Source organism: Vibrio sp. 10N.222.49.C12 (assembly GCF_041475025.1).
Lineage (GTDB): Bacteria > Pseudomonadota > Gammaproteobacteria > Enterobacterales > Vibrionaceae > Vibrio > Vibrio crassostreae_C.
Genome location: NZ_JBFRVF010000003.1, coordinates 44484 through 67267 on the forward strand (window position 1 = coordinate 44484; position 22784 = coordinate 67267).

At 45.0% G+C, this 22784-nt stretch carries 20 protein-coding genes; 13 read left to right on the top strand and 7 right to left on the bottom strand.

All coding sequences use genetic code 11. From position 1 onward, the window contains the following. Positions 1–51 precede the first annotated feature (51 nt). Together AB4583_RS01505 and tldD are read left to right on the top strand one after the other, a co-directional pair. Positions 52–864, top strand: coding sequence for a carbon-nitrogen hydrolase family protein (locus AB4583_RS01505; protein WP_372116120.1), 813 nt, complete (start codon positions 52–54; stop codon positions 862–864). A gap of 19 nt (positions 865–883) precedes the next feature. Next, positions 884–2329, top strand: a complete 1446-nt coding sequence (tldD, locus tag AB4583_RS01510; RefSeq protein ID WP_372116122.1) for a metalloprotease TldD — start codon at positions 884–886, stop codon at positions 2327–2329. Between the two features lie 108 nt (positions 2330–2437). Here the strand turns inward: tldD and AB4583_RS01515 are convergent, their stop codons facing one another. Next, positions 2438–3817: a PhoH family protein gene (locus tag AB4583_RS01515; protein ID WP_372116125.1), complete on the bottom strand. Its 1380-nt coding sequence runs from the start codon at positions 3815–3817 to the stop codon at positions 2438–2440. Between the two features lie 466 nt (positions 3818–4283). Here AB4583_RS01515 and rapA point away from each other — a divergent pair, with 466 nt between their 5' ends. Continuing rightward, the gene (gene rapA, locus AB4583_RS01520; RefSeq protein ID WP_017068801.1) at positions 4284–7193 is read left to right on the top strand and encodes an RNA polymerase-associated protein RapA; all 2910 of its coding nucleotides are present in this window, start codon (positions 4284–4286) and stop codon (positions 7191–7193) included. A 92-nt stretch (positions 7194–7285) separates the two neighbouring features. Here the strand turns inward: rapA and AB4583_RS01525 are convergent, their stop codons facing one another. Next, complete coding sequence (locus tag AB4583_RS01525; RefSeq protein ID WP_017061369.1) at positions 7286–8563, bottom strand: NRAMP family divalent metal transporter; 1278 nt, start codon at positions 8561–8563, stop codon at positions 7286–7288. A 158-nt stretch (positions 8564–8721) separates the two neighbouring features. Here AB4583_RS01525 and rluA point away from each other — a divergent pair, with 158 nt between their 5' ends. Both rluA and AB4583_RS01535 read left to right on the top strand, forming a co-directional pair. Beyond that, positions 8722–9456, top strand: coding sequence for a bifunctional tRNA pseudouridine(32) synthase/23S rRNA pseudouridine(746) synthase RluA (gene rluA / locus AB4583_RS01530; RefSeq protein WP_372116128.1), 735 nt, complete (start codon positions 8722–8724; stop codon positions 9454–9456). A 36-nt stretch (positions 9457–9492) separates the two neighbouring features. Continuing rightward, positions 9493–10455 carry a D-2-hydroxyacid dehydrogenase gene (locus tag AB4583_RS01535; protein ID WP_372116130.1) on the top strand — a complete coding sequence of 321 codons (963 nt, stop codon included), beginning with the start codon at positions 9493–9495 and terminating at the stop codon, positions 10453–10455. Between the two features lie 84 nt (positions 10456–10539). On the opposite strand, the gene AB4583_RS01540 is transcribed toward AB4583_RS01535, so the two are convergent. The 4 genes from AB4583_RS01540 to argR all read right to left on the bottom strand — a co-directional run bounded on the left by AB4583_RS01540 (position 10540) and on the right by argR (position 15697). Beyond that, positions 10540–10977: a universal stress protein gene (locus AB4583_RS01540; RefSeq protein ID WP_004740830.1), complete on the bottom strand. Its 438-nt coding sequence runs from the start codon at positions 10975–10977 to the stop codon at positions 10540–10542. A gap of 104 nt (positions 10978–11081) precedes the next feature. Continuing rightward, positions 11082–13661 (bottom strand): TRAP transporter permease, encoded by a 2580-nt coding sequence (locus AB4583_RS01545; RefSeq protein ID WP_372051225.1) that lies wholly within the window; start codon positions 13659–13661, stop codon positions 11082–11084. Positions 13662–13915: 254 nt separating this feature from the next. Continuing rightward, entirely contained in the window at positions 13916–14884 is a 969-nt protein-coding gene (locus AB4583_RS01550) for a TAXI family TRAP transporter solute-binding subunit (protein ID WP_372116133.1), read from the bottom strand. A 342-nt stretch (positions 14885–15226) separates the two neighbouring features. Then, complete coding sequence (gene argR, locus AB4583_RS01555; protein ID WP_004740827.1) at positions 15227–15697, bottom strand: transcriptional regulator ArgR; 471 nt, start codon at positions 15695–15697, stop codon at positions 15227–15229. Between the two features lie 332 nt (positions 15698–16029). On the opposite strand from argR, the gene mdh reads away from it, so the two are divergent. Together mdh and AB4583_RS01565 are read left to right on the top strand one after the other, a co-directional pair. After that, positions 16030–16965, top strand: coding sequence for a malate dehydrogenase (gene mdh, locus AB4583_RS01560; RefSeq protein ID WP_009847834.1), 936 nt, complete (start codon positions 16030–16032; stop codon positions 16963–16965). A 124-nt stretch (positions 16966–17089) separates the two neighbouring features. Further along, positions 17090–17281, top strand: a complete 192-nt coding sequence (locus AB4583_RS01565) for a hypothetical protein (RefSeq protein WP_017061375.1) — start codon at positions 17090–17092, stop codon at positions 17279–17281. A gap of 131 nt (positions 17282–17412) precedes the next feature. Here AB4583_RS01565 and ispB read toward each other — a convergent pair whose 3' ends face one another. Further along, positions 17413–18384: an octaprenyl diphosphate synthase gene (ispB, locus tag AB4583_RS01570; RefSeq protein ID WP_017061376.1), complete on the bottom strand. Its 972-nt coding sequence runs from the start codon at positions 18382–18384 to the stop codon at positions 17413–17415. 268 nt (positions 18385–18652) lie between these two features. On the opposite strand from ispB, the gene rplU reads away from it, so the two are divergent. The 6 genes from rplU to folA all read left to right on the top strand — a co-directional run bounded on the left by rplU (position 18653) and on the right by folA (position 22744). Beyond that, on the top strand, positions 18653–18964 hold the full coding sequence (rplU, locus tag AB4583_RS01575; protein WP_004740823.1) for a 50S ribosomal protein L21: 312 nt from the start codon (positions 18653–18655) through the stop codon (positions 18962–18964). Between the two features lie 19 nt (positions 18965–18983). Continuing rightward, positions 18984–19241, top strand: a complete 258-nt coding sequence (gene rpmA, locus AB4583_RS01580) for a 50S ribosomal protein L27 (protein WP_004735905.1) — start codon at positions 18984–18986, stop codon at positions 19239–19241. Positions 19242–19564: 323 nt separating this feature from the next. Continuing rightward, the gene (gene cgtA, locus AB4583_RS01585) at positions 19565–20737 is read left to right on the top strand and encodes an Obg family GTPase CgtA (protein WP_017061377.1); all 1173 of its coding nucleotides are present in this window, start codon (positions 19565–19567) and stop codon (positions 20735–20737) included. 164 nt (positions 20738–20901) lie between these two features. After that, positions 20902–21669, top strand: coding sequence for a threonine/serine exporter ThrE family protein (locus AB4583_RS01590; RefSeq protein ID WP_017061378.1), 768 nt, complete (start codon positions 20902–20904; stop codon positions 21667–21669). Next, positions 21669–22142 carry a threonine/serine exporter family protein gene (locus tag AB4583_RS01595; protein WP_017062945.1) on the top strand — a complete coding sequence of 158 codons (474 nt, stop codon included), beginning with the start codon at positions 21669–21671 and terminating at the stop codon, positions 22140–22142. Before AB4583_RS01590 ends, AB4583_RS01595 begins: the two co-directional genes overlap by 1 nt. A 71-nt stretch (positions 22143–22213) precedes the next feature. Beyond that, positions 22214–22744, top strand: a complete 531-nt coding sequence (folA, locus tag AB4583_RS01600; RefSeq protein WP_372051227.1) for a type 3 dihydrofolate reductase — start codon at positions 22214–22216, stop codon at positions 22742–22744. Positions 22745–22784 lie beyond the last annotated feature (40 nt).

Below are 22784 nucleotides of genomic sequence, written 5' to 3' on the forward strand. Positions count from 1 at the left end.
ATACGGTGAAATGCTGATTTCTGAATCATAATGAATGGAGGAGCGATACACATGGATTGTGTTGGGTTGATTCAAATGACATCTGGCCCCAGCCCTGAATTGAACTTTGAGTACCTTGCTCAAGAAGTTGCAAAGTGCAAAGAGTTGGGGGCTAAGTGGGTTGTTTGCCCTGAAAACGCGTTAGTTTTTGGCAGTAAAGCCGACTATCACCAGTGTGCTGAGCCTTTTAATGATGGCCCACTGCAAAAGAAAATCTCTGAGCTAGCAAAGCTTCACAGAATTTGGATCGTCATTGGCAGTATGCCGATAAGCACAACTAACGGAGTGACGACCACCACCTTGGTGATTGATGATTTTGGTTGCCTCGTTGCTCATTACGACAAGCTACACATGTTTGATGTGGATGTCGCTGACGTCCATAAGTGCTATCGAGAGTCGGATATTTTCACTCCGGGCAACCAAGTTGTGACAGCGGAAACGCCTTTTGGTCGCTTAGGTTTGAGTATTTGTTATGATGTGCGCTTTCCACACTTGTATTCAGAGTTACGTAAGCAAGGGGCACAAATCATTGTGGTGCCTGCGGCTTTTACAGCGGTAACGGGTCAAGCGCACTGGGAAGTACTATTAAGATGCCGCGCGGTTGAAACACAGTCGTGGATTGTCGCGGTAGGTCAAGGCGGAAAACACCCTTGCCAAAGAGAAACATGGGGACACTCAATGGTGGTTGATCCATGGGGACGCGTGGTCGCACAGTTAGACCAAGATCCTAAAAGTATGGTGGTTGAGATAGACACATCCAGTTGCGAGTCCATTAGGCAAAATATGCCCATCGCGCAACACTCTCGATTTACCAATCAATTTTAATTACAAACAAGAGCCATCTATGAGCATTAATCAAATTGAAGAAGCGCTACTGAACCCGACAGGGCTTACGGAGCAAAATATCGCAGATACATTGGCGAGTATTGCTACCCGCCAAATTGATTATGCTGATATCTACTTTCAGTCAAGCTGGCACGAATCTTTAGTGCTAGAAGACAGCATTATTAAAGACGGCTCTTTCAATATCGATTGCGGTGTTGGCGTTCGTGCAGTATCTGGTGAAAAGACTGGTTTTGCTTACTCTGACCAAATCCAATTGGATGGTCTTAAGCAGAGCGCAATTGCGGCTCGTGGTATTGCTAAACAAGGTCAAAACGGCAAGGTTCAAGCGTTCAAACGCAACTCTAATCAAGCTTACTATGATGCAGTTAACCCGCTTGCGAGTTGGGAAAAACAGCAGAAAACAGAATTACTAAAATCATTAGATGCTTACATTCGCACTAAAGAGCCGATGGTGACTGAAGTATCGGTGAGTTTAAGTGGTGTGCATGAGCAGATGCTGGTTGCTGCGACTGATGGCACTTACGCTGGTGATATTCGTCCGCTGGTTCGCTTGTCTATTAGCGTACTTGCACAGAAGGGTGAGCGTCGTGAGCGTGGTAGCGCTGGTGGTGGTGGCCGTTTTGGTTACGACTTCTTCTTAAGTGATGACAAAGGCACTCAAGTTGCTTACCAATTTGCGGATGAAGCGATTCGCCAAGCATTAGTTAACCTTGAAGCGGTTGCAGCGCCTGCTGGTGCCATGCCTGTGGTTCTTGGTTCTGGTTGGCCGGGCGTTCTGCTGCATGAAGCGGTAGGCCACGGTTTAGAAGGCGACTTCAACCGTAAAGAGTCGTCAGTATTCTCCGGCAAAGTTGGTGAGCAAGTAACTTCAAGCCTATGTACGATTGTCGATGACGGTACATTAACGGATCTACGCGGTTCATTGAACGTCGATGATGAAGGTGTTAACGGTCAGTACAATACGTTAATCGAAAACGGCATCCTAAAAGGTTACATGCAAGATAAGCTGAACGCTCGTCTAATGGGTGTAGCACCGACAGGTAATGGTCGTCGTGAGTCATACGCGCATCTTCCAATGCCACGTATGACGAATACATACATGCTACCGGGCGAACACACACCGGAAGAGATCATCGCGACGGTTGAGAAAGGTATCTACGCACCGAACTTCGGTGGCGGTCAGGTCGATATCACATCAGGTAAGTTCGTATTCTCAGCGTCTGAAGCGTACATGATTGAAAACGGTAAGATCACTCACCCAGTGAAAGGCGCGACGCTAATCGGTTCTGGTATCGAAGCGATGCAGCAGGTGTCTATGGTGGGTAACGACCTAAGCATCGACCGTGGTGTGGGTGTGTGTGGTAAGGCTGGTCAAAGTGTGCCAGTGGGTGTTGGTCAACCAACATTGAAACTAGACTCGCTAACCGTTGGTGGTACTGAGTAATTCAGACTAACCTCTGCCGACTTACTTCAAAATATTAAATTGAAAAGCGCCTCCAATGTGAGGCGCTTTTTGTTTTTAGATTACTGATTCAGTGAGCGTATAGAGTCACTACATGTTCTCTTCCGCAAACTCAGCTAGTCGGCTACGCACCACACCATTGAGGTGGATGTTGGCACTGCCTTCGAAGTTTTTAAAACGCTCAACCATGTAGGTTAAGCCTGAAGTCACAGGGGTTAGGTAAGAAGAATCTATCTGCGCTAAGTTACCTGAGCAGACGATCTTAGTACCTTCACCACAACGGGTGATGATGGTTTTTATCTGTGAAGCGGTGAGGTTCTGACACTCATCCAAAAGCACAAAGGCATTTTGAATCGAGCGGCCACGCATGAAGTTGATTGATTTGAACTGGATATTGGCTTTGTCACAGATGTACTTCATCGAGCCTTCTGTGCAGTGGTCGTTCTTGTGCAGCGCTTCCAGTGTATCGGTCACTGCGGCTAACCAAGGCAACATTTTCTCTTCCTCTGTACCCGGAAGGAAACCTATCGATTCACCAATATCAGGGGTGTTGCGGGTTACGATGACCTTATCGAATTGCTTACGTTCAATGGTTTGTTCAAGTGCAGCAGCCATAGCAAGCAGTGTCTTACCACTACCTGCGGCGCCAGTGAGAATCACAAGATCAATATCAGGGTCGAGCAGCGCATCAATCGCCATGCCTTGATAGACGTTCTTTGGTGTGATGTCCCATGCTCTGCGATTCATCAATCTTTCGCGGCTGAGGTCTCTCAGGGTAATGCTTTCCGGCTCAATCTCCTCGACTCGAGCGGCAAAGTCACTTTCTTCGTCAATCACATATTGGTTGAGGAAGGTTGGCTCGAACGGCGCTCTTGCTAAGGTGTGCAGTGTCTTTCCACCTAAACTTCTGCTCTCGACATTGTCGATACCATCCCAAAATGAGCCTTCGAGCTGTTGAAAGCCTTTGGTGAGATATTGGATATCATCAATCAGTTGGTCAGTTTGATAGTCTTCAACAAAACGTACACCGGCGCCTTTTGCTCGTAAACGCATATTGATGTCTTTGGTGATGAGAACCACTTCGCGTGGTGCGCGTTTATTTTGAAGATAGAGGACAGCGTTGAGGATTCGGTTATCGCCCGCCTTGTCATCGGCAAAGGCTTTGATGCTTTCTTGAAGTTCGTAGTCAGCGAGTATTGAAATACTGCCAGATGCATTTATGTCTTTAGAAAAAGGGATGCCTTCCGATATTTGGTCTGGTGTGGCTTCCCTGAACAGGTCTTCGAGCGTTCGAATCGCAATTCTCGCATCTCGAGCAACGTCTCTTTTACTGTCTTTGATTCTGTCGAGTTCTTCTAGCACTGTCATGGGGATAACGACATCGTGCTCTTGGAAAGAAAATATAGCGAAGGGTTCGTGAAGTAGGATATTGGTGTCTAAAACAAATAGCTTCCGGTTGGTCTCGCCCATAGCATCTCCTTGCCGACGTGCGGCTTGCCTTGCATTCATTGAACGTAGATAAAGCTCATATAAAGATTAGTATCTGATTCTGGTGATAGTCAACTACTTACCTAAACTTCATCTAGAGGAACAGCACCATATCGTTACGAGTGAATATGGTGTATTCGTTTGAGAGCAGCAATCTGCTACCTATAGATTAACCATGAATTTTTGACAGTTTGATTGCACTGGCGAAAACAGAAAAAAAGCATGAAATCATCTCCTTTAGGCGTGACCTAAATCACAGCATCGAGTAAGATTAGCGACCTTTTTCTGCACCATTTTCTCGAGATATTTATTATTGAGAGCGCACTTAAAAAGTGGCTGCAAACTAGACATTTTTGGCTATATTTTTAGTTCAGGAGCGATAATGTTCTTGTTTAAAACTGCAGTTAAGAAGACCAAATTCCAACTATAAGATTGAGGTAGTCGATTCATGACATTTGCTTTGGGGCAACGCTGGATAAGCGATACGGAGAGCGATTTAGGTTTAGGTACCGTTGTAGCAATGGATGCTCGCACAGTGACACTAATGTTTGCAGCGTCAGAAGAAAACCGTGTTTATGCACGTACTGATGCTCCCGTAACCCGAGTAACGTTTAATGTAGGCGATGTCATCGAATGCCAAGAAGGTTGGTCTCTGTCTGTCGAAGAAGTTATCGAAGACAAAGGGCTGCTAACCTACTTAGGTACTCGCGAAGATACCCAAGAAACAGAAGTCACTCTGCGTGAAATCTTCTTAAGCAACCAGATCCGCTTTAACAAGCCACAAGATAAGCTATACGCAGGTCAAATCGACCGTATGGATAACTTTGTGTTGCGTTACCGTGCGCTAAGCAACCAGTACCAACAACACAAGAGCCCGATGCGTGGCTTGTGTGGTATGCGTGCTGGCTTGATCCCTCATCAGCTATACATCGCTCATGAAGTGGGTCGTCGTCACGCTCCGCGCGTTTTACTGGCTGATGAAGTGGGCCTAGGTAAAACCATCGAAGCGGGCATGATCATTCACCAACAGGTGCTGTCTGGCCGTGCTGAACGCATTCTGATTGTGGTTCCTGAAACTCTACAACACCAATGGTTAGTAGAGATGATGCGCCGTTTCAACCTGCATTTTTCTATCTTCGATGAAGAGCGTTGTATTGAAGCGTTTGCTGAATCAGACAACCCGTTTGATACCCAGCAGTACGTTCTGTGTTCTTTGGACTTCCTACGTAAGAGCCGTAAGCGCTACGAGCAAGCACTTGAAGGCGAGTGGGACTTGTTGGTTGTCGATGAAGCGCACCACCTTGAGTGGAGCCAAGACAAACCAAGCCGTGAATACCAAGTGGTTGAAGGCTTAGCGGAAAATACGTCTGGTGTGCTACTACTAACAGCAACGCCTGAACAGCTTGGTCGTGAGAGCCACTTTGCACGTCTGCGTCTGCTTGATCCTGATCGCTTCTACGATTACGAAGCATTCGTTGAAGAAGAAGACCAATACGCACCGGTTGCTGATGCAGTAACGGCTCTGTTCTCTGGAGTGAAGCTTGAAAACAGCGCGAAGAACCAGATTACGGAACTGCTTTCTGAGCAAGATGTTGAGCCTCTATTCCGCGTTATCGAAGGTGATAGCAGCGAAGAAGAGCAAGCGTTAGCTCGCCAAGAATTGATTGATAACCTTATGGATCGCCATGGTACTGGCCGTGTTCTTTTCAGAAACACACGTGCTGCAATCAAAGGCTTCCCTAAGCGTAATGTAAACCTACTGCCGATGGAGATTCCAACGCAGTACACAACCTCAATGCGTGTATCTGGCATGATCGGTGGCAAAATGGCTCCCGAAGCTCGTGCAATGAAGATGCTGTATCCAGAAGAGATCTTCCAAGAGTTTGAAGGTGAAGATTCAAGCTGGTGGCAGTTCGACTCACGTGTTAACTGGTTGATTGAAAAGATCCAAGACAAGCGCAGCGAGAAAATCCTAGTGATCGCCTCTCGTGCAAGTACGGCGCTTCAATTAGAGCAAGCACTGCGTGAGCGTGAAGGTGTGCGTGCAACCGTATTCCACGAAGGCATGTCGATCCTTGAACGTGATAAAGCTGCGGCTTACTTTGCTCAAGAAGAGGGCGGCGCTCAGGTTCTTATCTGTAGTGAAATCGGCTCTGAAGGTCGTAACTTCCAGTTCGCTAACCAACTTGTGATGTTCGATCTTCCATTCAACCCAGACTTGCTTGAGCAACGTATTGGCCGTTTGGACCGTATCGGTCAGCTGCGTGATATCGACATTCATGTTCCTTACCTAAAAGGCACATCACAGGCGATCCTTGCGCGTTGGTTCGATGAAGGTCTGAATGCATTTGCGGAAACTTGTCCAACGGGTCGCACGGTTTACGATAAGTACTCAGATGTTCTTATCGAGATGCTGGCTTCTGGTAACACTGAGCAACTTGATGAAGTGATTGAAGAGTCTGCCAAGCTAAATCAAAGCCTGAAATCAGATCTAGAAAAAGGCCGTGATCGCCTATTAGAAATGCACTCAAACGGCGGCGACAAAGCGCATGAAATTGCAGAGAAGATTGCCTCGACTGACGGCGACACTAACCTAGTAACGTTTGCACTAAGCCTGTTCGATACGATTGGCTTGAACCAAGACGACAAGGGTGAGAATGCTCTGGTTGTAACGCCGTCTGAGCACATGATGGTGCCAAGCTACCCAGGCTTACCATACGAAGGCGCAACCATCACGTTTGATCGTGATACTGCGCTTTCTCGTGAAGACATGAACTTCATTAGCTGGGAACACCCAATGATTCAGGGCGGTATCGATCTGCTACTGAGTGAAGGTGTTGGTGCATCAGCGGTATCACTACTGAAAAACAAAGCGCTGCCAGTGGGTACTATCCTGCTTGAGCTGGTTTACCTTGTGGATGCGCAAGCGCCGAAACGCAGCGGTATCAGCCAGTTCTTGCCTAAGACGCCAATTCGTTTGATGATGGATGGCCGTGGTAATGACTTATCAGCTCAGGTTGAGTTCGACAGCTTTAACCGTCAATTAAGCCCTGTAAACCGTCACCTAGCGAGCAAGCTAGTTAACTCGGTACAAGGTGAAATTCACAAGCTAATCGAAGCGGGTGAGACGCACGTACTTCCTAAAGTGGAAGAAGTGCGTGAACAAGCTCAACGAGATATGCAGAATAACCTGAACGGTGAATTAGAGCGTCTACAAGCGCTTAAAGCCGTGAATCCTAATATTCGTGATGAAGAGCTAGAGGTAATCGAAGCTCAAATCAATGAACTGACCGGTTACATCAGCAAAGCTCAGGTTCAGCTAGATTCATTACGCTTGATTGTGGTTTCTCACAACTAGTTTTGAATTAGCGAAATGCTTCAACGAAATAAGGCCTTCATTATGAAGGCCTTATTTGTATCTGTAGCTTAATTAACAATTCAAGTAACTGGTTACATTAACCACTTCCACCAAACAAATACCGCTAGGAAACCAAATAGGTAAACAAGACCTGCTACAGACAACCATTTTAGTTTGCTGCCAATGGCTAGCGCTTCTGGAAGCTTAGCTTTGTTGACCAAGATGAAATTAAGCAGAGCGAAGAATGGCGTTGTTGCAAACGCGAGTACCATTGCGAAATCGAGCATAGGCATCAGTGCTGCGCTAAAGAACATCACAATCGCGAGTGCCGCGATAGAGACAATGATTATCCAGCCTTGCAGCATTCTTGGGCTTGAATCTTTTTTGAATAATAGACGTTGTGATTCAGCAAGCACGCGTGAGTAGCCATCGATAACGGTAATGGTGCTACCAAAGATACAGAAGAAAGCGATAAGAGCGATTAACGGGCGAGACCATTCACCAATTGTCGAAGCGTAGATGCCGACCAATTGATGAGTAAAGCCAACACCGGATCGAGACAGTTCAACTCCCGAACCGTGAAGTACTAGCGCGCCTAACGCAACGAATACTAAAGCAAGCAGCGCCGTACCAATGTAGCCAACGTTAAAGTCGAACAGCGCTGATTGTGCGGTCACTTCCTGCTTCTCTTTTTGGCTTTTTAGCCACATAGAGGTGATGCTTGATATTTCGATAGGCGCAGGCATCCAACCCATGGTCACCACGATAAAACCAATAGCAGCCAATGACCAAGGCGACGGTGGAACAAAAGCAGCATCAGGTTCGACTGGAGAGCCGATAGCAATGGCGACTGCAGCTAAGGTTGTGATGGTTAAGATCGCCATGATCGCTTTAGATAGTGTATCTAGAGCACGATAATGGCCAGCAAACAGAATGATCAAACAGGTCGCTAAAACGATCATGCACAAGGTGCTAGTGGCTAAATCGAAAGGAACAAAGTAACTGAGTAGGCTTGCACTGAATAATAGCAGGGCAGCGGTATTCACGACCGCAGATATGGCACTCAAGATCGAAAAGATCACAAGGTATGGGCGGCCTAGGTTAGAGTAACCTTCCACCAAGCTTTGACCCGTTCCTAGCGTGTATTGGATGCCGGCTCTGAAGAATGGATATTTAAATACGTTAACGAGGATAATGAGAGCGGCAAGCTGCCAACCATAAATCGCACCCGCCTTGGTTGAGGCGACTAAGTGAGAACCACCTACAGCCGCTGCGGCCATCATAATGCCTGGGCCAAGAGACTTAATTAAACTTGATAGGGGAGCTGAGGTTGGTGTTTTTGTGTTGGTGGTTTTAACCGTACTGTCCATCGTTTTTCCTTTGATGCTGACTTCTTATTATCTGTTACCCTATCAATACCATGTTTTGTAAAGCCGTCAACTTTTATGTACGAAAATATTGAAAATTGTATTTATTTATAAACGAATCAACCGTGAATTATTTGTTCACTAGCAATTAAGAGGCTTCAATGGCGTTAGAACAGTACACACCACCACGTGAACCGTGGATTGATATTGTTTATCAAGATGACGATATTCTTGTGGTGAACAAGCCTGCAGGCCTGCTTTCTGTTCCGGGTAGGTTACCTGAGCATTACGACAGTATGTGGAGTCGCTTGGTTGTCGAATTTCCAGAGATTCAAGTCGTGCATCGATTAGACATGTCGACATCGGGCTTGATGTTGTTAGCTAAACATAAGCAGGCTGAGCGGCATTTGAAGAAGCAGTTCCAATATCGACTGACACATAAGCTCTATTACGCACGAGTGTGGGGGGCAGTAGAAGAAGCTGAAGGTTTGATTGACCTCCCTCTTATTTGCGATTGGCCAAACCGGCCGAAGCAGAAAGTGTGTTTCGAGGATGGTAAATCATCTCAGACTCGCTATGTGGTTGAGCAAGAAGAGGTAAAAACGACCTTATTGAAGCTACTGCCTATCACGGGACGATCTCATCAGTTGCGAGTGCACTGCATGGAGGTGGGGAATCCTATTGTGGGTGATGAGTTTTATGCAACGCCAGATGCATTTATCTATAGCGAGAGGTTAGCTCTGCACGCGTGTGAACTCAGTTTTTATCACCCGGCCAATGATCAGTTATTCAAAGCCTTTGTTCCGTGTGAGTTTTATCCTCAAGCATCGCCACAAATCGAACAGCACTTTGAAATTGCGCCTGAGCTTCCAGACTACAGTAAGCTAAAAGCTTAGAATGGACTGATTCATAGATCTAACCAAGGAAGAAGAATGCCAACGCTGAATGTTGTGTTTCTCGATAGAGCGACTATCCCATCTCAAATTCATTTAAAGCCTCTGAGCTTTGAGCATGAATGGGTAGAGTATGATTTCACAGCTCCTGAGCAAGTATCAGAGCGAGTTGAAGAAGCTGATGTGGTGATCACTAACAAGGTAGTGCTCAATGAGTCGAATCTCGCTGGTGCGAAAAAACTCAAGTTGATCGCGGTTTCAGCGACCGGTGTCAATAATGTCGATGTGGAATACTGCAAATCTAAAAACATTGCAGTGACAAACGTACAAGGTTATGCGACTCAATCGGTTCCTGAACATGTCATCGCAATGCTGTTTGCACTTAAACGAAATCTTGTTGGTTATCACAAAGACATTGAGGCAGGTGAGTGGCAAAAGGACAAGCAGTTCTGCTTCTTTACTCATCCGATTCAAGATGTGGCTGGCAGCACACTGGGGTTGATGGGGAGTGGCAGCTTAGGTCAAGCCACCGCAATGTTAGCCAAAGCGATTGGTATGAAGGTGATGTTTGCCGAGCGAAAAGGAGCAGAGTCTTGTCGAGAAGGGTATCTACCTTTTGATACGGTATTGAAGCAAGCGGATGCGATCAGTCTACATTGCCCATTGACTGATGCGACCCAAAATCTAATTTCAGAGCGAGAGCTCACAATGATGAAATCGAGCGCGGTATTAATTAATGCCGGGCGCGGAGGTCTAGTAGATGAACAAGCCCTAGTTGAGGCTTTGAAAAAACATGAGATTGCAGGCGCAGGTATGGATGTGTTTACACAAGAGCCAGCCGACAACTCAAATCCACTATTGGCTAATAGCCACTTACCGAACTTATTACTCACTCCACATGTGGCGTGGGGCAGCGACAGCTCGATTCAAAAACTGTCTGATATCTTAATCGATAATATTGATGGGTTTGTTGAGGGTAATCCGCAGAACTTAGTGAGTTGATTAAAGAATTAAATGGTGCGAACGCAAAACAAAAAAGGTTGGCCTGTAGGCCAACCTTTTTAGATTGTGTGTCGATTAAATGACTTAACCTTGCGGTTTAACCACCAATACATTGATTGGTGAGTTCTGTACTACTTTGCTTGCAACCGAGCCAAGTACCACTTTGTCGATTTTTGAACGCTTATGGCTAGGCATCACGATAAGGTCGGCGCCAAGCTTTTCTGCGTAATCAAGAATCGTCGCGTAGGTTTTACCCTCAGCAACATGAACTTTGTAAACCACTTCATCGTCGATGTGTTTGTCGGCAAACTCTTTCAGCTGATTTTTAACATCAAGCTTCATTTGGTTCGCTGCATCTTTCGGGAAGTAAGACGCCACCATCGACATGTGAATGCCTGGTAGTACGTTCAGAATGTGGATTTCAGCATTGCTGTGTTTTGCGTGCCATACCGCCAGTTCGACTGCCTTATCAGAAAAGCCTTTGTCATTAAGATCAACAGGAACAAGGATTTGTTTATACATGTATTCGTCTCTTTTTAATCAGTGCCAAGCTCTCACTTAGCACTGTAATTATCCTTTCCATGTAATAAAGCTAAATAGCGTTAAGTGCTACTCAGCCTTATCCATTACGCGCTAATCTCATCCTTACGAGCACGTCTTCTTTGATTCATTGCTAAACCAATCAAAATGATCAGAGCAGGTAAGAATACCCACTCTTTCATTGGTCGATCTGCATCTTGGATAACCGATTTGATTTCCCAATCGAAATCAATACCAGCCGCTTCTGCTGGGCTACCGAACTCAACCATATCAACAATCATCTTGCCTTCTGATTCAGTCAGCATTAGACCCATAGAGGCAATACGATCTTCACTTGAGGTCGCAGAATCTTCAAACGGCAGGCGAACTGTCTTTTCAGAATAGTCACCTTCTAAGTTTTCGCCACCCACTCTAAGTTCAAGTGATTGTCCCACATCCAGCTTTTCCGTGATTTGAGCAATCTCAACTCCAGGTGAAAGAACTTTCTCTGGGTAAATCATGTCCCACCAGAAGCCAGGGCGGAAGAAAGTGAAGGTTAATGCAATAAGCAGCACCGTTTCCCACCACTTGTTCTTGGTGAACCACCAACCTTGTGTTGCAGCTGCGAAGATAAGTACCGCAGTCACAGATGAGAAAATCGTTAGTGCTAAGTGCCACCAAGAATCAATGCCCATCAGTAGTAGTTGAGTATTGAAGATGAACATGAAAGGTAGAATTGCGGTACGGATATCATAGGTGAAGCCTTGGATACCAGTACGAATCGGATCTGATTTCGCAATTGCCGCTGCTGCAAACGCCGCGAGACCTACCGGAGGTGTATCATCCGCAAGAATACCGAAGTAGAACACAAATAAGTGAACCGCAATCAGTGGAATGATCAAGCCGTGCGCTGCGCCTAGGGTCACGATTACCGGAGCCATCAGCGTTGATACAACGATGTAGTTCGCCGTTGTTGGCAAGCCCATACCTAAGATCAAGCTGATTACTGCAGTGAATAGCAACATAAGAATGATGCTACCGCCTGAGATAAACTCAACGAAGTCCGTCATTACTAGACCGATACCCGTTAGAGTCACCACGCCTACAACCGTACCTGCAGCCGCTGTCGCGACACCGATACCAATCATGTTACGTGCGCCTGAAACTAAGCTCTCTGCTAGGTCAACGAAACCAGCTTTGGTTTGCTCTGCAAGATCGTCTGATTTGTTCATCAGAGTCATTAACGGACGCTGAGTGATCAGAATGAAGATCATGAACACGGTCGCCCAGAATGCCGACAGACCTGGAGAGAAACGTTCAACTGTTAAACACCAAACAAGTACTACGATAGGCAGTAGGAAGTGCAAACCAGATTTAATCGTTGGCCCCGGATCCGGAACTTCTTTTAGATCAGCATCGATTTCCATGCCGCCTTCAGCTGCGTATTTTGCAGATACGCGAACCAGAGCAACATAAGCGATCAATAGCGCCACAGTTACGATTGGTGTTGCCGCATCGCCAAATACATCTTTCGTCCAACCCACACCGTAGTAAACCGCGGCGCTGATGACACACAGACCTAAAATGGTACCCGTGAAAGACAGTAAGCTTTGTACGATAGTTGGTGTGTGGCGACGAGGTAGGCCAGTCATACCTGCTTTACATGCTTCTAGATGAACAATGTAAATCAGAGCGATGTAAGAGATCAGAGCGGGCAGTAGCGCGGCTTTGATTACTTCTACATACGAAATGCCCACATACTCAACCATCAAGAAGGCTGCTGCACCCATGATAGGTGGTGTTAATTGACCATTGGTTGAAGCCGCGACTTCTACCGCACCGGCTTTTGTGCCCGGGAAACCAACACGCTTCATTAGCGGGATAGTAAAGGTACCCGTGGTTACCACGTTCGCGATAGATGAACCTGATACCAAACCAGACAGACCTGATGCGACAACGGCTGCTTTCGCTGGGCCGCCTTTCATGTGACCAAGCAGTGAGAATGCAACTTTAATAAAGTAAGCACCGGCGCCAGCACGTTCTAGCATTGCACCAAACAGTACAAACAAGAATACGAATGACGTTGATACGCCAAGAGCGACACCGAATACACCTTCAGTTGTTAGCCACAGATGCGACATTGCCTTGTTCAGGCTCGCACCTTTGTGGGCAATAACGTCTGGCATGTGAGGGCCACCAAAGGTGTAAAGTAGGAATACTGCTGCCACAACCATAAGAGGTGGACCTAAAGCGCGTCGTGTTGCTTCAAGCAGTAGAACCATACCGAACACCGCTGCAACAATATCAAATGTTGTGGGAGCACCAGAACGACCGGCAAGTTCAGTGTAGAAAATATAGATATAAGAAGCTGAAAAACTACCTACAAGCGCTAATACCCAGTCGACTGCCGGGATATGGTCCCGCGGCGAGTTCTTCATAGCTGGATAAGCGGTAAATGCTAGGAAAATAGCAAAGGTAAGGTGAATTGCTCGAGCTTCGGTATCGTTTAAAATTCCGAAGTTAAAAATGAACGGCAGCGGAGATGCATACCAAAGTTGGAACAGTGACCAGCATAGAGGCACAAACCATAAAATACGGCCTTGGATACCGCGAGGGCTACGCGCACCAGTGTCTGATTGTGCCACCATTTCTTGCACATCTGGAGACGGTGATGTTGTCTGCGTCATGTACTTTATCCTTATTATTGATGGTCTGCCTTTCTTACGAACAACGAGACGTTATTTCTTTCCTATCTAGTGTAGTGAATGGATAGGGAAATGCGTTTTTTGCTCGTCTTTGTCTTAGGCTTGATACGAAGGTAAGTCCGCCAAATTGGAGAAACTTAAAGGGCTGTTCTTTTCACTTAAATTATTTTTATAAAACGTGAAAAGCCAATAAGGAGGGCTAGCCTCCTTATTGGTGTAGTAGGCTTAAAGTAGAGTTACTTTAGAAGGCCCACTTCTTTGTAGTATTTTGCTGCGCCTAGGTGAAGAGGGATAGAGATACCCGCTTTAACCATGTCTTCTTTTTTCAGGTTAGCAAATGCTGGGTGTAGGCGTTTGAAAGTGTCAAAGTTTTCAAATACTGCCTTAGCAACGTTGTATGCAACTTCTTCAGAAACGTCTGAAGTTGTTACCATAGTAGCTGCAACACCGAAGCTGTTTACGTCAGCGTCAGTACCACGGTACATACCAGCAGGAACTGTGCTGTAAGCGTAGTATGGGTTTTCAGCTACGATCTTGTCGATCTGTGGACCTGTTGCTGAAACCAGTTTTGCATCACAAGACGTTGTTGCTTCTTTGATTGATCCGTTCGGGTGACCAACCATGTAGATGAATGCATCAATCTTGTTATCACAAAGTGCTTGTGAACGCTCAGAACCTTTAAGTTCAGAAGCAAGCTTGAAGCTGTCGTTAGTCCAGCCCATAGCGTCCATTACAACACCCATCGTTGCACGGTCACCAGAACCTGGGTTACCAATGTTTACACGCTTACCTGCTAGGTCAGACACATTATTGATGCCAGCATCAGTACGAGCGATGATGTTGAACGGTTCTGTATGTAGAGAGAACATCGCGCGAAGTTTCTTGTATTCGCCCTGATCTTTGAACTTACTTGTACCGTTGTAGCCGTGGTATTGCCAGTCCGATTGAACAACACCGAAATCTAGTTCACCAGCACGGATGGTGTTAACGTTGTAGATTGAACCACCAGTAGACTCTACAGAACAACGAATGTTGTGGTCTTTGCGGCCCTTGTTCACTAGCTTACAAATCGCACCACCAGTTGGGTAGTAAACACCCGTAACTGAACCAGTACCAATCGTGATGAACTCTTGAGCGTTAACAGCGCCAGCGCCCATTACAGCAGCTGCAATAGCACCAACTTTAATAAGTTTGGTAAATGCCATGAATTTCCCTTCCTTTATTCATTATTAACCCTGAAACAAGTGTAGTGGCTTCAGGAGTTTCCTATTTGGAAACGGCACCTTTTTCAATCCATGTGATGAAAAAGTGGCTGAATAATATCAAAAATTGGCAGAAAATTACTCGAATGTTAAAAGATATAGCTGAAAAATCTAACAAATGATGTCTGGATCTCGTGTTTGATTTGCTACTGAGTTTTTTAAAATCAATGGTTTAGTGTGATTTTGGAAGGGAGGTATGGATATTCTAGGATGTGATTTGGATCACGAAGCAAATAGATACTCGTGATCCATTAATAAGGCTGATAGTTATGAAACAGCGATCAATTATCCTGCGTATTCAAACAGTTCACACACTGAATCAAACAGTTGCTTAGTGGTAACCGATAACGTTGGAGTAATGAAGATAGTGTCATCACCTGCGACTACGCCCAGTATACCTTCCGACTTACCTAGTGAGTCTAATAAACGAGCAATCAGCTGCGCCGCACCAGGACCTGTGTGTATCACCACCAATGCATTGTTGTGGTCAATATCTAGTACTAATTCTCGTAAAGAGCTAGAAACGGTCGGAACACCTAGCTCAGCAGGAAGACAGTAAACCATCTCCATTTTTGCGTTACGAGTTCGAACGGCACCAAACTTGGTTAACATACGCGAGACTTTAGACTGGTTGATGCTTTCAAAACCTTCGTGTTTTAGAGCATCAACAATTTCGCCTTGTGAGCCAAAACGTTCTTCTTTTAGTAAGGCTTTAAATGCACGAACTAAGTTGTCTTGCTTTTCTGTATTGCGCATATGTCATTCTTATTCATTAACAAAGATGTTTGCATATTCTCGCATACATATTCAATTTTAGCCAAAACATCCCTGTAATTTGTTAGTCATATCACTGTAAATATTTAATGGAATAATGTGTTATTTGCGACGACTTATTTTGTTATTTCAGTCGATTATCGCCATAATGCGAACTTGCTGTGTAGCACGGTTTTATTGACTTGCGCGAAGTCGCAAAGCTAGCGTTAATTGATTGTAATCACTTTGTGATTAATATAGTTTTTTAACTTAGATTTAGCTCAAGAATTACCCTACAAAGAATCTATAAGAGAAAGCTCTCAAGGAGAATAACAATGAAAGTAGCTGTTATTGGTGCCGCTGGTGGCATCGGTCAAGCCCTAGCCCTACTACTTAAGAACCGCCTACCTGCTGGTTCAGATCTTGCACTTTACGACATCGCTCCGGTAACACCGGGTGTTGCTGCCGATCTTAGCCATATCCCAACGCCTGTTTCGATCAAAGGTTACGCGGGTGAAGATCCAACACCAGCACTAGAAGGTGCGGATGTTGTACTTATTTCAGCGGGTGTTGCTCGTAAGCCTGGTATGGATCGTGCGGATCTTTTCAATGTGAACGCTGGCATTGTTAAGTCTCTTGCAGAGAAAATCGCAGTTACTTGTCCGACTGCTTGTGTTGGTATCATTACTAACCCAGTAAACACAACAGTGCCAATCGCGGCTGAAGTACTGAAGAAAGCGGGCGTTTACGACAAGCGTCGTCTATTCGGTATTACGACTCTTGATGTGATTCGTTCTGAAACGTTCGTTGCTGAACTAAAAGACAAAGATCCAGGCGACATCCGTGTTCCTGTTATCGGTGGTCACTCAGGCGTAACGATTCTTCCTCTACTTTCTCAAGTTGAAGGCGTAGAGTTCACTGATGAAGAAATTGCAGCGCTAACGACTCGCATCCAAAATGCAGGTACTGAAGTAGTAGAAGCTAAAGCTGGCGGCGGCAGTGCGACACTGTCTATGGGTCAAGCGGCTTGTCGTTTCGGTCTTGCACTAGTTAAAGCACTTCAAGGTGAAGAAAACGTGATTGAATGTGCATACGTTGAAGGTGAAGGCGAGCACGCTCCATTCTTCGCACAGCCAGTTAAACTAGGCAAAGAGGGCGCTGAAGCGATCCTTAGCTACGGTGAGCTAAGTGACTTCGAACGTAACGCTTTAGATAGCATGCTTGAAACGCTAAATGGTGACATCGAGATTGGTGTTGAATTCGCTAAATAAGCGAAACGCTATTTAACTCAGACTTAAGCTAATTAATAAGGGCCGGTCATTATGATCGGCTTTTTTGATCCTGAAGTTCAAGCTACTCGTATTTAGCTTTACAATTAATGTGAAGGTAAATGTTATGGCTACTGTTCAGAAGGGTATGAATGTCGAATATTTGGGGCACTTAGGAAAAGTATTGGTAATTGATGAGCAAGAGCAGTACGCGCTAGTAGAGACTTACAACGGGCATGAGCAGTACGCGGTGCCAATGGAAGAGCTTGAAGAGATTGAAGCACAACTGCCGTTATCATTAGAAGCCAGTCGATATTGAATTTGGCTCACCTACAAATATTTGTTGAAAACCAAAAAAAAGAGCCCTGAGGCTCTTTTTGTTATTTATATAGAAGCTAGAAGCTAGAAGCTAGAAGCTAGAAGCTAGAAGCGAGTTGTCTATTAACCTGCTTACTTACTGCGTTTAACAGCTAAGTGTGCGAGCGTGGTTAGCGCTTGCTTATATTCTGAGTCAGGAAGTACAGAAAGCTCAGCGATGGCTTTATCGGCCTCTTCGTAGGCTTTATTTGTTGTGTACTCTAAAGAGCCTGTCTCTTTCATTACAGCCATAATATCGTCAAGACGTTCCATGCCGTTCGCTTTCTCAATCGCTTCACGAATCATGCTTGCTTGTTCAGGAGAGCCATTATGCATTGCGTAAAGTAGAGGCAGTGTTGGTTTGCCTTCGGCTAGATCGTCACCAACGTTTTTACCCATCTCTTTACCATCTGCAGTGTAATCCATCACATCGTCAATCAGTTGGAAAGCGGTGCCTAGGTATTTACCATAGTTCTGCATTGCTGTTTCGATCTCTGGTGATGACTCAGTAAGAATCGCGCCGATTTGGGTCGCAGCTTCGAACAAACGAGCAGTCTTAGAGTAGATCACCTGCATGTAGCTTTCTTCTGTGGTGTCTGGGTTATTGCAGTTCATTAATTGTTGAACTTCACCCTCGGCAATCACGTTTACCGCTTCACTCATTAACTCAAGGATCTTTAAGGATCCTAGCGTTGTCATCATTTGGAATGAGCGTGTGTAGATAAAGTCACCCACCAAAACGCTAGCGGCATTACCAAAAGCGGCATTGGCCGTCGCTTTACCACGTCTCATGTCCGATTCGTCGACAACGTCGTCATGAAGCAGGGTTGCGGTGTGAATAAACTCGATAAAGGCTGCAGAGGTGATATGAGCTTCACCTTGGTAACCAAGTGCGCGGGCAGATAAAAGAGCAAGCAAAGGGCGTAGGCGCTTTCCACCACCGCTAACGATATAAAAACCAAGCTGGTTGATTAAACTTACGTCAGAATTAAGTTGGGCTTGAATTGTTTCATTCACTTTTGCCATATCATTGGCAGTAAGCGTTTGGATAGCTTTAAAATCCATTGTTCATCCGGCTGAAGTTAGACCCTGTAAGGCTTATACGTTGTATTCAATTGTTGAATAATACACTAAAAAACGTTGATTAATACATCGCTAAAGGGCATGATTGCCACACTTTTCTTTGGCGAACAGGTTTTCGCCAATTTTTTAAAAATATGACTTGTCATAGCGCCATGATTCCCGTAGAATCTGCGCCCTATTGATTAGTTTAGCGCACACCCGAGTTGTACAATTAACAACCATAGGCTGTGCGGAAAAAGCGGAGTAAAATATGTACGCTGTTTTCCAATCTGGTGGCAAACAACACCGAGTAAGCGAAGGTCAAACACTTCGTTTAGAGAAATTAGACGTTGAAACTGGTGCAACTGTTGAATTTGATAAAGTTCTTCTTGTTGCTAACGGCGAAGAAATCGCTGTTGGTGCACCTCTTGTTGAAGGTGGCAAGGTTACTGCAGAAGTAGTACAACACGGTCGTGGCGATAAAGTAAAAATCGTTAAGTTCCGTCGTCGTAAGCACTCGCGTAAGCAAGCTGGTCACCGTCAGTGGTTCACTGAAGTGAAAATCACTGGCATTAACGCTTAAGTATTAGGAGAGTTTAACAATGGCACATAAAAAAGCTGGCGGTTCTACTAATAACGGCCGCGATTCAGAAAGCAAACGTCTTGGTGTTAAGCGTTTTGGTGGTGAATCTGTTCTTGCAGGTAACATCATCGTTCGTCAACGTGGTACTAAGTTCCACGCTGGCACAAACGTTGGCATCGGTAAAGACCACACTCTTTTCGCTCTTACTGAAGGTAAAGTGAAATTTGCTGTTAAAGGTCCTAAAAACCGTAAGTTTGTAAGCATCGAAGCTGAGTAATTTAATCTTTAACTAGATTATTTTATTAGCTTTCAAGCTGAATTCAAAAGCCCTGCCGATTCGGCAGGGTTTTTTATTTATAGCAAGAATAAAAAAGCAGACGCTCTTGTTTTGGTTTTGAGAAGCCGTTTTATTTTTTGATAAACAGATTAGTTTTTAAGAAGCCGTTTGTTTTTAAGAAATAAGAAGCAAAGAACCTCTCCTTATTTGTTCCTTGGTTGCAGGTCGGCCTAGATCTTAGGTGATCGATCTAAACACGGATCTGCTAGAATTTATATCACTCCTTGATGAGTGGTAACGCAACGTAAGTGCGGAGTTAAAAAATGAAATTCGTTGATGAAGCGGTAGTAAAAATAGAAGCCGGTGATGGCGGTAATGGTACAGTTAGCTTTTGGCGCGAAAAATTCGTCGCTAAAGGTGGTCCTGATGGCGGCGACGGTGGTGACGGCGGTGATGTTTACATCCAAGCGGATGAGAACTTAAACACACTGATCGATTACCGTTTCCAACGTTTTTACAATGCAGAGCGTGGCGAGAATGGTCGCGGCGGTAACTGTACTGGTAAACGTGGTAAAGACATTACGCTGAAAGTACCAGTTGGTACGCGTGCAGTTGATATCCACACCAACGAAATCGTTGCTGAAGTTGCTGAACACGGCAAGAAAGTAATGGTTGGTAAAGGTGGTTGGCACGGTCTTGGTAACACACGTTTTAAATCGTCTGTTAACCGCGCTCCTCGTCAAAAGACAATGGGTACTAAAGGCGAAGTTCGTGAACTGCGTTTAGAGCTTCTTCTATTAGCTGACGTTGGTATGCTTGGCCTACCAAACGCAGGTAAATCTACTTTTATTCGTTCAGTATCTGCTGCGAAACCAAAAGTGGCTGATTACCCGTTCACTACTTTGATCCCAAGCTTGGGTGTGGTAAGTGTTGTCCCTGAAAAGAGCTTCGTTGTTGCCGATATCCCAGGACTAATCGAAGGCGCAGCTGATGGCGCTGGCCTTGGTATCCGATTCCTTAAGCACCTTGAGCGTTGTCGTGTTCTTCTGCATATGATCGACATTATGCCGATCGATCAATCTGATCCTATTCAGAATGCACTAACGATCATCGATGAGCTTGAGCAATACAGTGAAAAAGTTTCACAAAAACCTCGCTGGTTAGTGTTCAATAAAGTTGACCTAATGCCAGAAGACGAAGCAGACGAAAAGATTCAAGAAATCATCGATGCTTTGGGCTGGGAAGGCGAGTACTTCAAGATCTCTGCTGTGAATAAAATCGGCACCAAAGATCTTTGCTTCAAACTAGGTGAGTTTATGGAAAACCTACCTCGTGAAGTTGTAGAAGTTGAAGAAGAAGAAAAAGTAGACTTTATGTGGGATGACTACCATAAAGATGCGATGAGCGGTAAGAATGTCGTTACTGAAGATGACGACGATTGGGACGATTGGGATGACGAAGAGGATGACGGCCATGTTATCTATGTTCGTGACTAATCCTCTTAGTTTCTCATAACGCATCGGTCGCTTCTTACAAGTACACTGATAATTTTATTAAACCGCAATGAAAATTGCGGTTTTTTTGTATCTAAATCATGACGTCTTACTGTTTTTTATGCAAAATTTATCTTTAGATAATTAACGCCTATGGGAAGGAAATCATGGCATCAAAGCAAAGAGCGATCTCAAGACTCGTCGCTCAATCAGGACAAATGTTATTGGCGCACGGGGCAGAGAGCACACTGGTCGGCGATATCATGCGTCGCATCGGTATTGCTTGTGGGGTGAATGAGGTTGAAGTCGCACTGTCAGCCAATGCGCTTGTTGTAACTACCGTAATGGATGATCACTGTATTACCACTACTCGAAGTTGTGCTGATCGTGGCATTAACATGCAGGTTATCACCGACATTCAACGCATTTGCATCATGATGGAGAAGGGAATTCTCGATTATGATTTGGCGTATAAAAAGATTCAAAACATCAGCCCCGAGCGCTACAACCGTTGGTTAGTGGTTGTGATGATAGGGTTGTCGTGCGCCTCTTTTAGCCACCTTGCGGGCGGAGACTGGCAAGTCTTCATGATGACTTTTATTGCTTCAGCTTGCGGTATGATCGTCAGGCAAGAGATTGGGCACCGCCATTTCAATCCGCTATTAAACTTTGCTATCACAGCATTCGTTACCACGACCATTTCAGCTCAAGCCGTACTTTACAATATTGGCGGCCAACCCACGATCGTGATGGCTTCATCTGTATTAATGTTAGTACCTGGTTTTCCTCTGATTAACTCCGTCGCTGATATGCTTAAAGGCCATATTAATATGGGGTTAGCGCGCTTTACCATGGCCAGCTTATTAACTCTGGCGACGAGCTTGGGCATTGTCGCGGCGATGAGTCTATCAGATGTTTGGGGGTGGGCAAGCTAATGAGTATTTTCGAACTGTTTTTAGGTCTGCTCAACGATATGTTTTTCGCCGCTATTCCTGCGGTTGGGTTTGCATTGGTGTTTAACGTTCCGCAACGTGCTTTAATTTATTGTGCACTCGGTGGTTCTATCGGTCATGGTAGCCGGTATCTGATGATGCACTTTGGTATTCCCATCGAATGGGCGACGTTCTTCGCCGCAACCGTGGTTGGTATGATAGGGGTTCATTGGTCACATAAACTGTTAGCACATCCGAAGGTGTTTACGGTTGCAGCGCTAATTCCTATGGTGCCAGGTGTGTTTGCCTTCAAGGCGATGATTGCGATGGTGGAGATTAACAGGGCAGGCTACACGCCTGAGTTGTTGGCAATGTTGATGGAGAACTTTTTAAAATCGATGTTCATTATCGCTGGACTGGCGGTTGGCTTGGCGGTGCCTGGGCTACTCTTTTATAGAAGAAGACCGATAGTATAATCGCATAATGATTTACCCTATGAGGGAAATCGGTATAATCTGTGTCTCAGAAATTACAGAGGTATAGAGTTGTGAAAATTAGCTTAATTGCAGCTATGGCTCATGGTGGGAAAATTGACAAGGAAAATGGTTTTTATTTACCTGAAGCTGGTGACAGAATTATTGGTAAAGAGAATGCCATGCCATGGCACTTACCTGCTGATTTTGCTTGGTTTAAAAAACACACTCTAGGAAAACCAGTAATTATGGGGCGTAGAACTTATGATTCTATAGGTCGCCCTCTTCCTGGAAGACAGAATATAGTTATAAGTCGTGATCCTGAGTTATCCATCGATGGGGTAACGACAGTTACATCTACAGAGGAAGCTCTAAAAGCTGTTGGAGACGTTGAAGAGGTAATGGTTATAGGTGGCGGTTCTATATATGAATCTTACCTTCCTATAGCAAATAAACTATATCTAACATTTATTGAAGCGGAAATTGAAGGTGATACTCGCTTTCCTAGCTGGGGAAGTGAAGGTTGGACTTGTGAGTATGATGAATATTACACTCATGATGCTAAGAACCGATTTGATATGCACTTTGTTATATTAGAGCGATAATTTTTAGTAGGGCTTGATTTATTGAAATATAAAACAGGCC

What these genes read in the sequence shown, in the direction of transcription:
- AB4583_RS01505 (WP_372116120.1), top strand. Translation starts at nt 52, where the DNA reads ATGGATTGTGTTGGGTTGATTCAAATGACATCTGGCCCCAGCCCTGAA.
- tldD (WP_372116122.1), top strand. Translation starts at nt 884, where the DNA reads ATGAGCATTAATCAAATTGAAGAAGCGCTACTGAACCCGACAGGGCTT.
- AB4583_RS01515 (WP_372116125.1), bottom strand. Translation starts at nt 3,817, where the DNA reads ATGGGCGAGACCAACCGGAAGCTATTTGTTTTAGACACCAATATCCTA.
- rapA (WP_017068801.1), top strand. Translation starts at nt 4,284, where the DNA reads ATGACATTTGCTTTGGGGCAACGCTGGATAAGCGATACGGAGAGCGAT.
- AB4583_RS01525 (WP_017061369.1), bottom strand. Translation starts at nt 8,563, where the DNA reads ATGGACAGTACGGTTAAAACCACCAACACAAAAACACCAACCTCAGCT.
- rluA (WP_372116128.1), top strand. Translation starts at nt 8,722, where the DNA reads ATGGCGTTAGAACAGTACACACCACCACGTGAACCGTGGATTGATATT.
- AB4583_RS01535 (WP_372116130.1), top strand. Translation starts at nt 9,493, where the DNA reads ATGCCAACGCTGAATGTTGTGTTTCTCGATAGAGCGACTATCCCATCT.
- AB4583_RS01540 (WP_004740830.1), bottom strand. Translation starts at nt 10,977, where the DNA reads ATGTATAAACAAATCCTTGTTCCTGTTGATCTTAATGACAAAGGCTTT.
- AB4583_RS01545 (WP_372051225.1), bottom strand. Translation starts at nt 13,661, where the DNA reads ATGACGCAGACAACATCACCGTCTCCAGATGTGCAAGAAATGGTGGCA.
- AB4583_RS01550 (WP_372116133.1), bottom strand. Translation starts at nt 14,884, where the DNA reads ATGGCATTTACCAAACTTATTAAAGTTGGTGCTATTGCAGCTGCTGTA.
- argR (WP_004740827.1), bottom strand. Translation starts at nt 15,697, where the DNA reads ATGCGCAATACAGAAAAGCAAGACAACTTAGTTCGTGCATTTAAAGCC.
- mdh (WP_009847834.1), top strand. Translation starts at nt 16,030, where the DNA reads ATGAAAGTAGCTGTTATTGGTGCCGCTGGTGGCATCGGTCAAGCCCTA.
- AB4583_RS01565 (WP_017061375.1), top strand. Translation starts at nt 17,090, where the DNA reads ATGGCTACTGTTCAGAAGGGTATGAATGTCGAATATTTGGGGCACTTA.
- ispB (WP_017061376.1), bottom strand. Translation starts at nt 18,384, where the DNA reads ATGGATTTTAAAGCTATCCAAACGCTTACTGCCAATGATATGGCAAAA.
- rplU (WP_004740823.1), top strand. Translation starts at nt 18,653, where the DNA reads ATGTACGCTGTTTTCCAATCTGGTGGCAAACAACACCGAGTAAGCGAA.
- rpmA (WP_004735905.1), top strand. Translation starts at nt 18,984, where the DNA reads ATGGCACATAAAAAAGCTGGCGGTTCTACTAATAACGGCCGCGATTCA.
- cgtA (WP_017061377.1), top strand. Translation starts at nt 19,565, where the DNA reads ATGAAATTCGTTGATGAAGCGGTAGTAAAAATAGAAGCCGGTGATGGC.
- AB4583_RS01590 (WP_017061378.1), top strand. Translation starts at nt 20,902, where the DNA reads ATGGCATCAAAGCAAAGAGCGATCTCAAGACTCGTCGCTCAATCAGGA.
- AB4583_RS01595 (WP_017062945.1), top strand. Translation starts at nt 21,669, where the DNA reads ATGAGTATTTTCGAACTGTTTTTAGGTCTGCTCAACGATATGTTTTTC.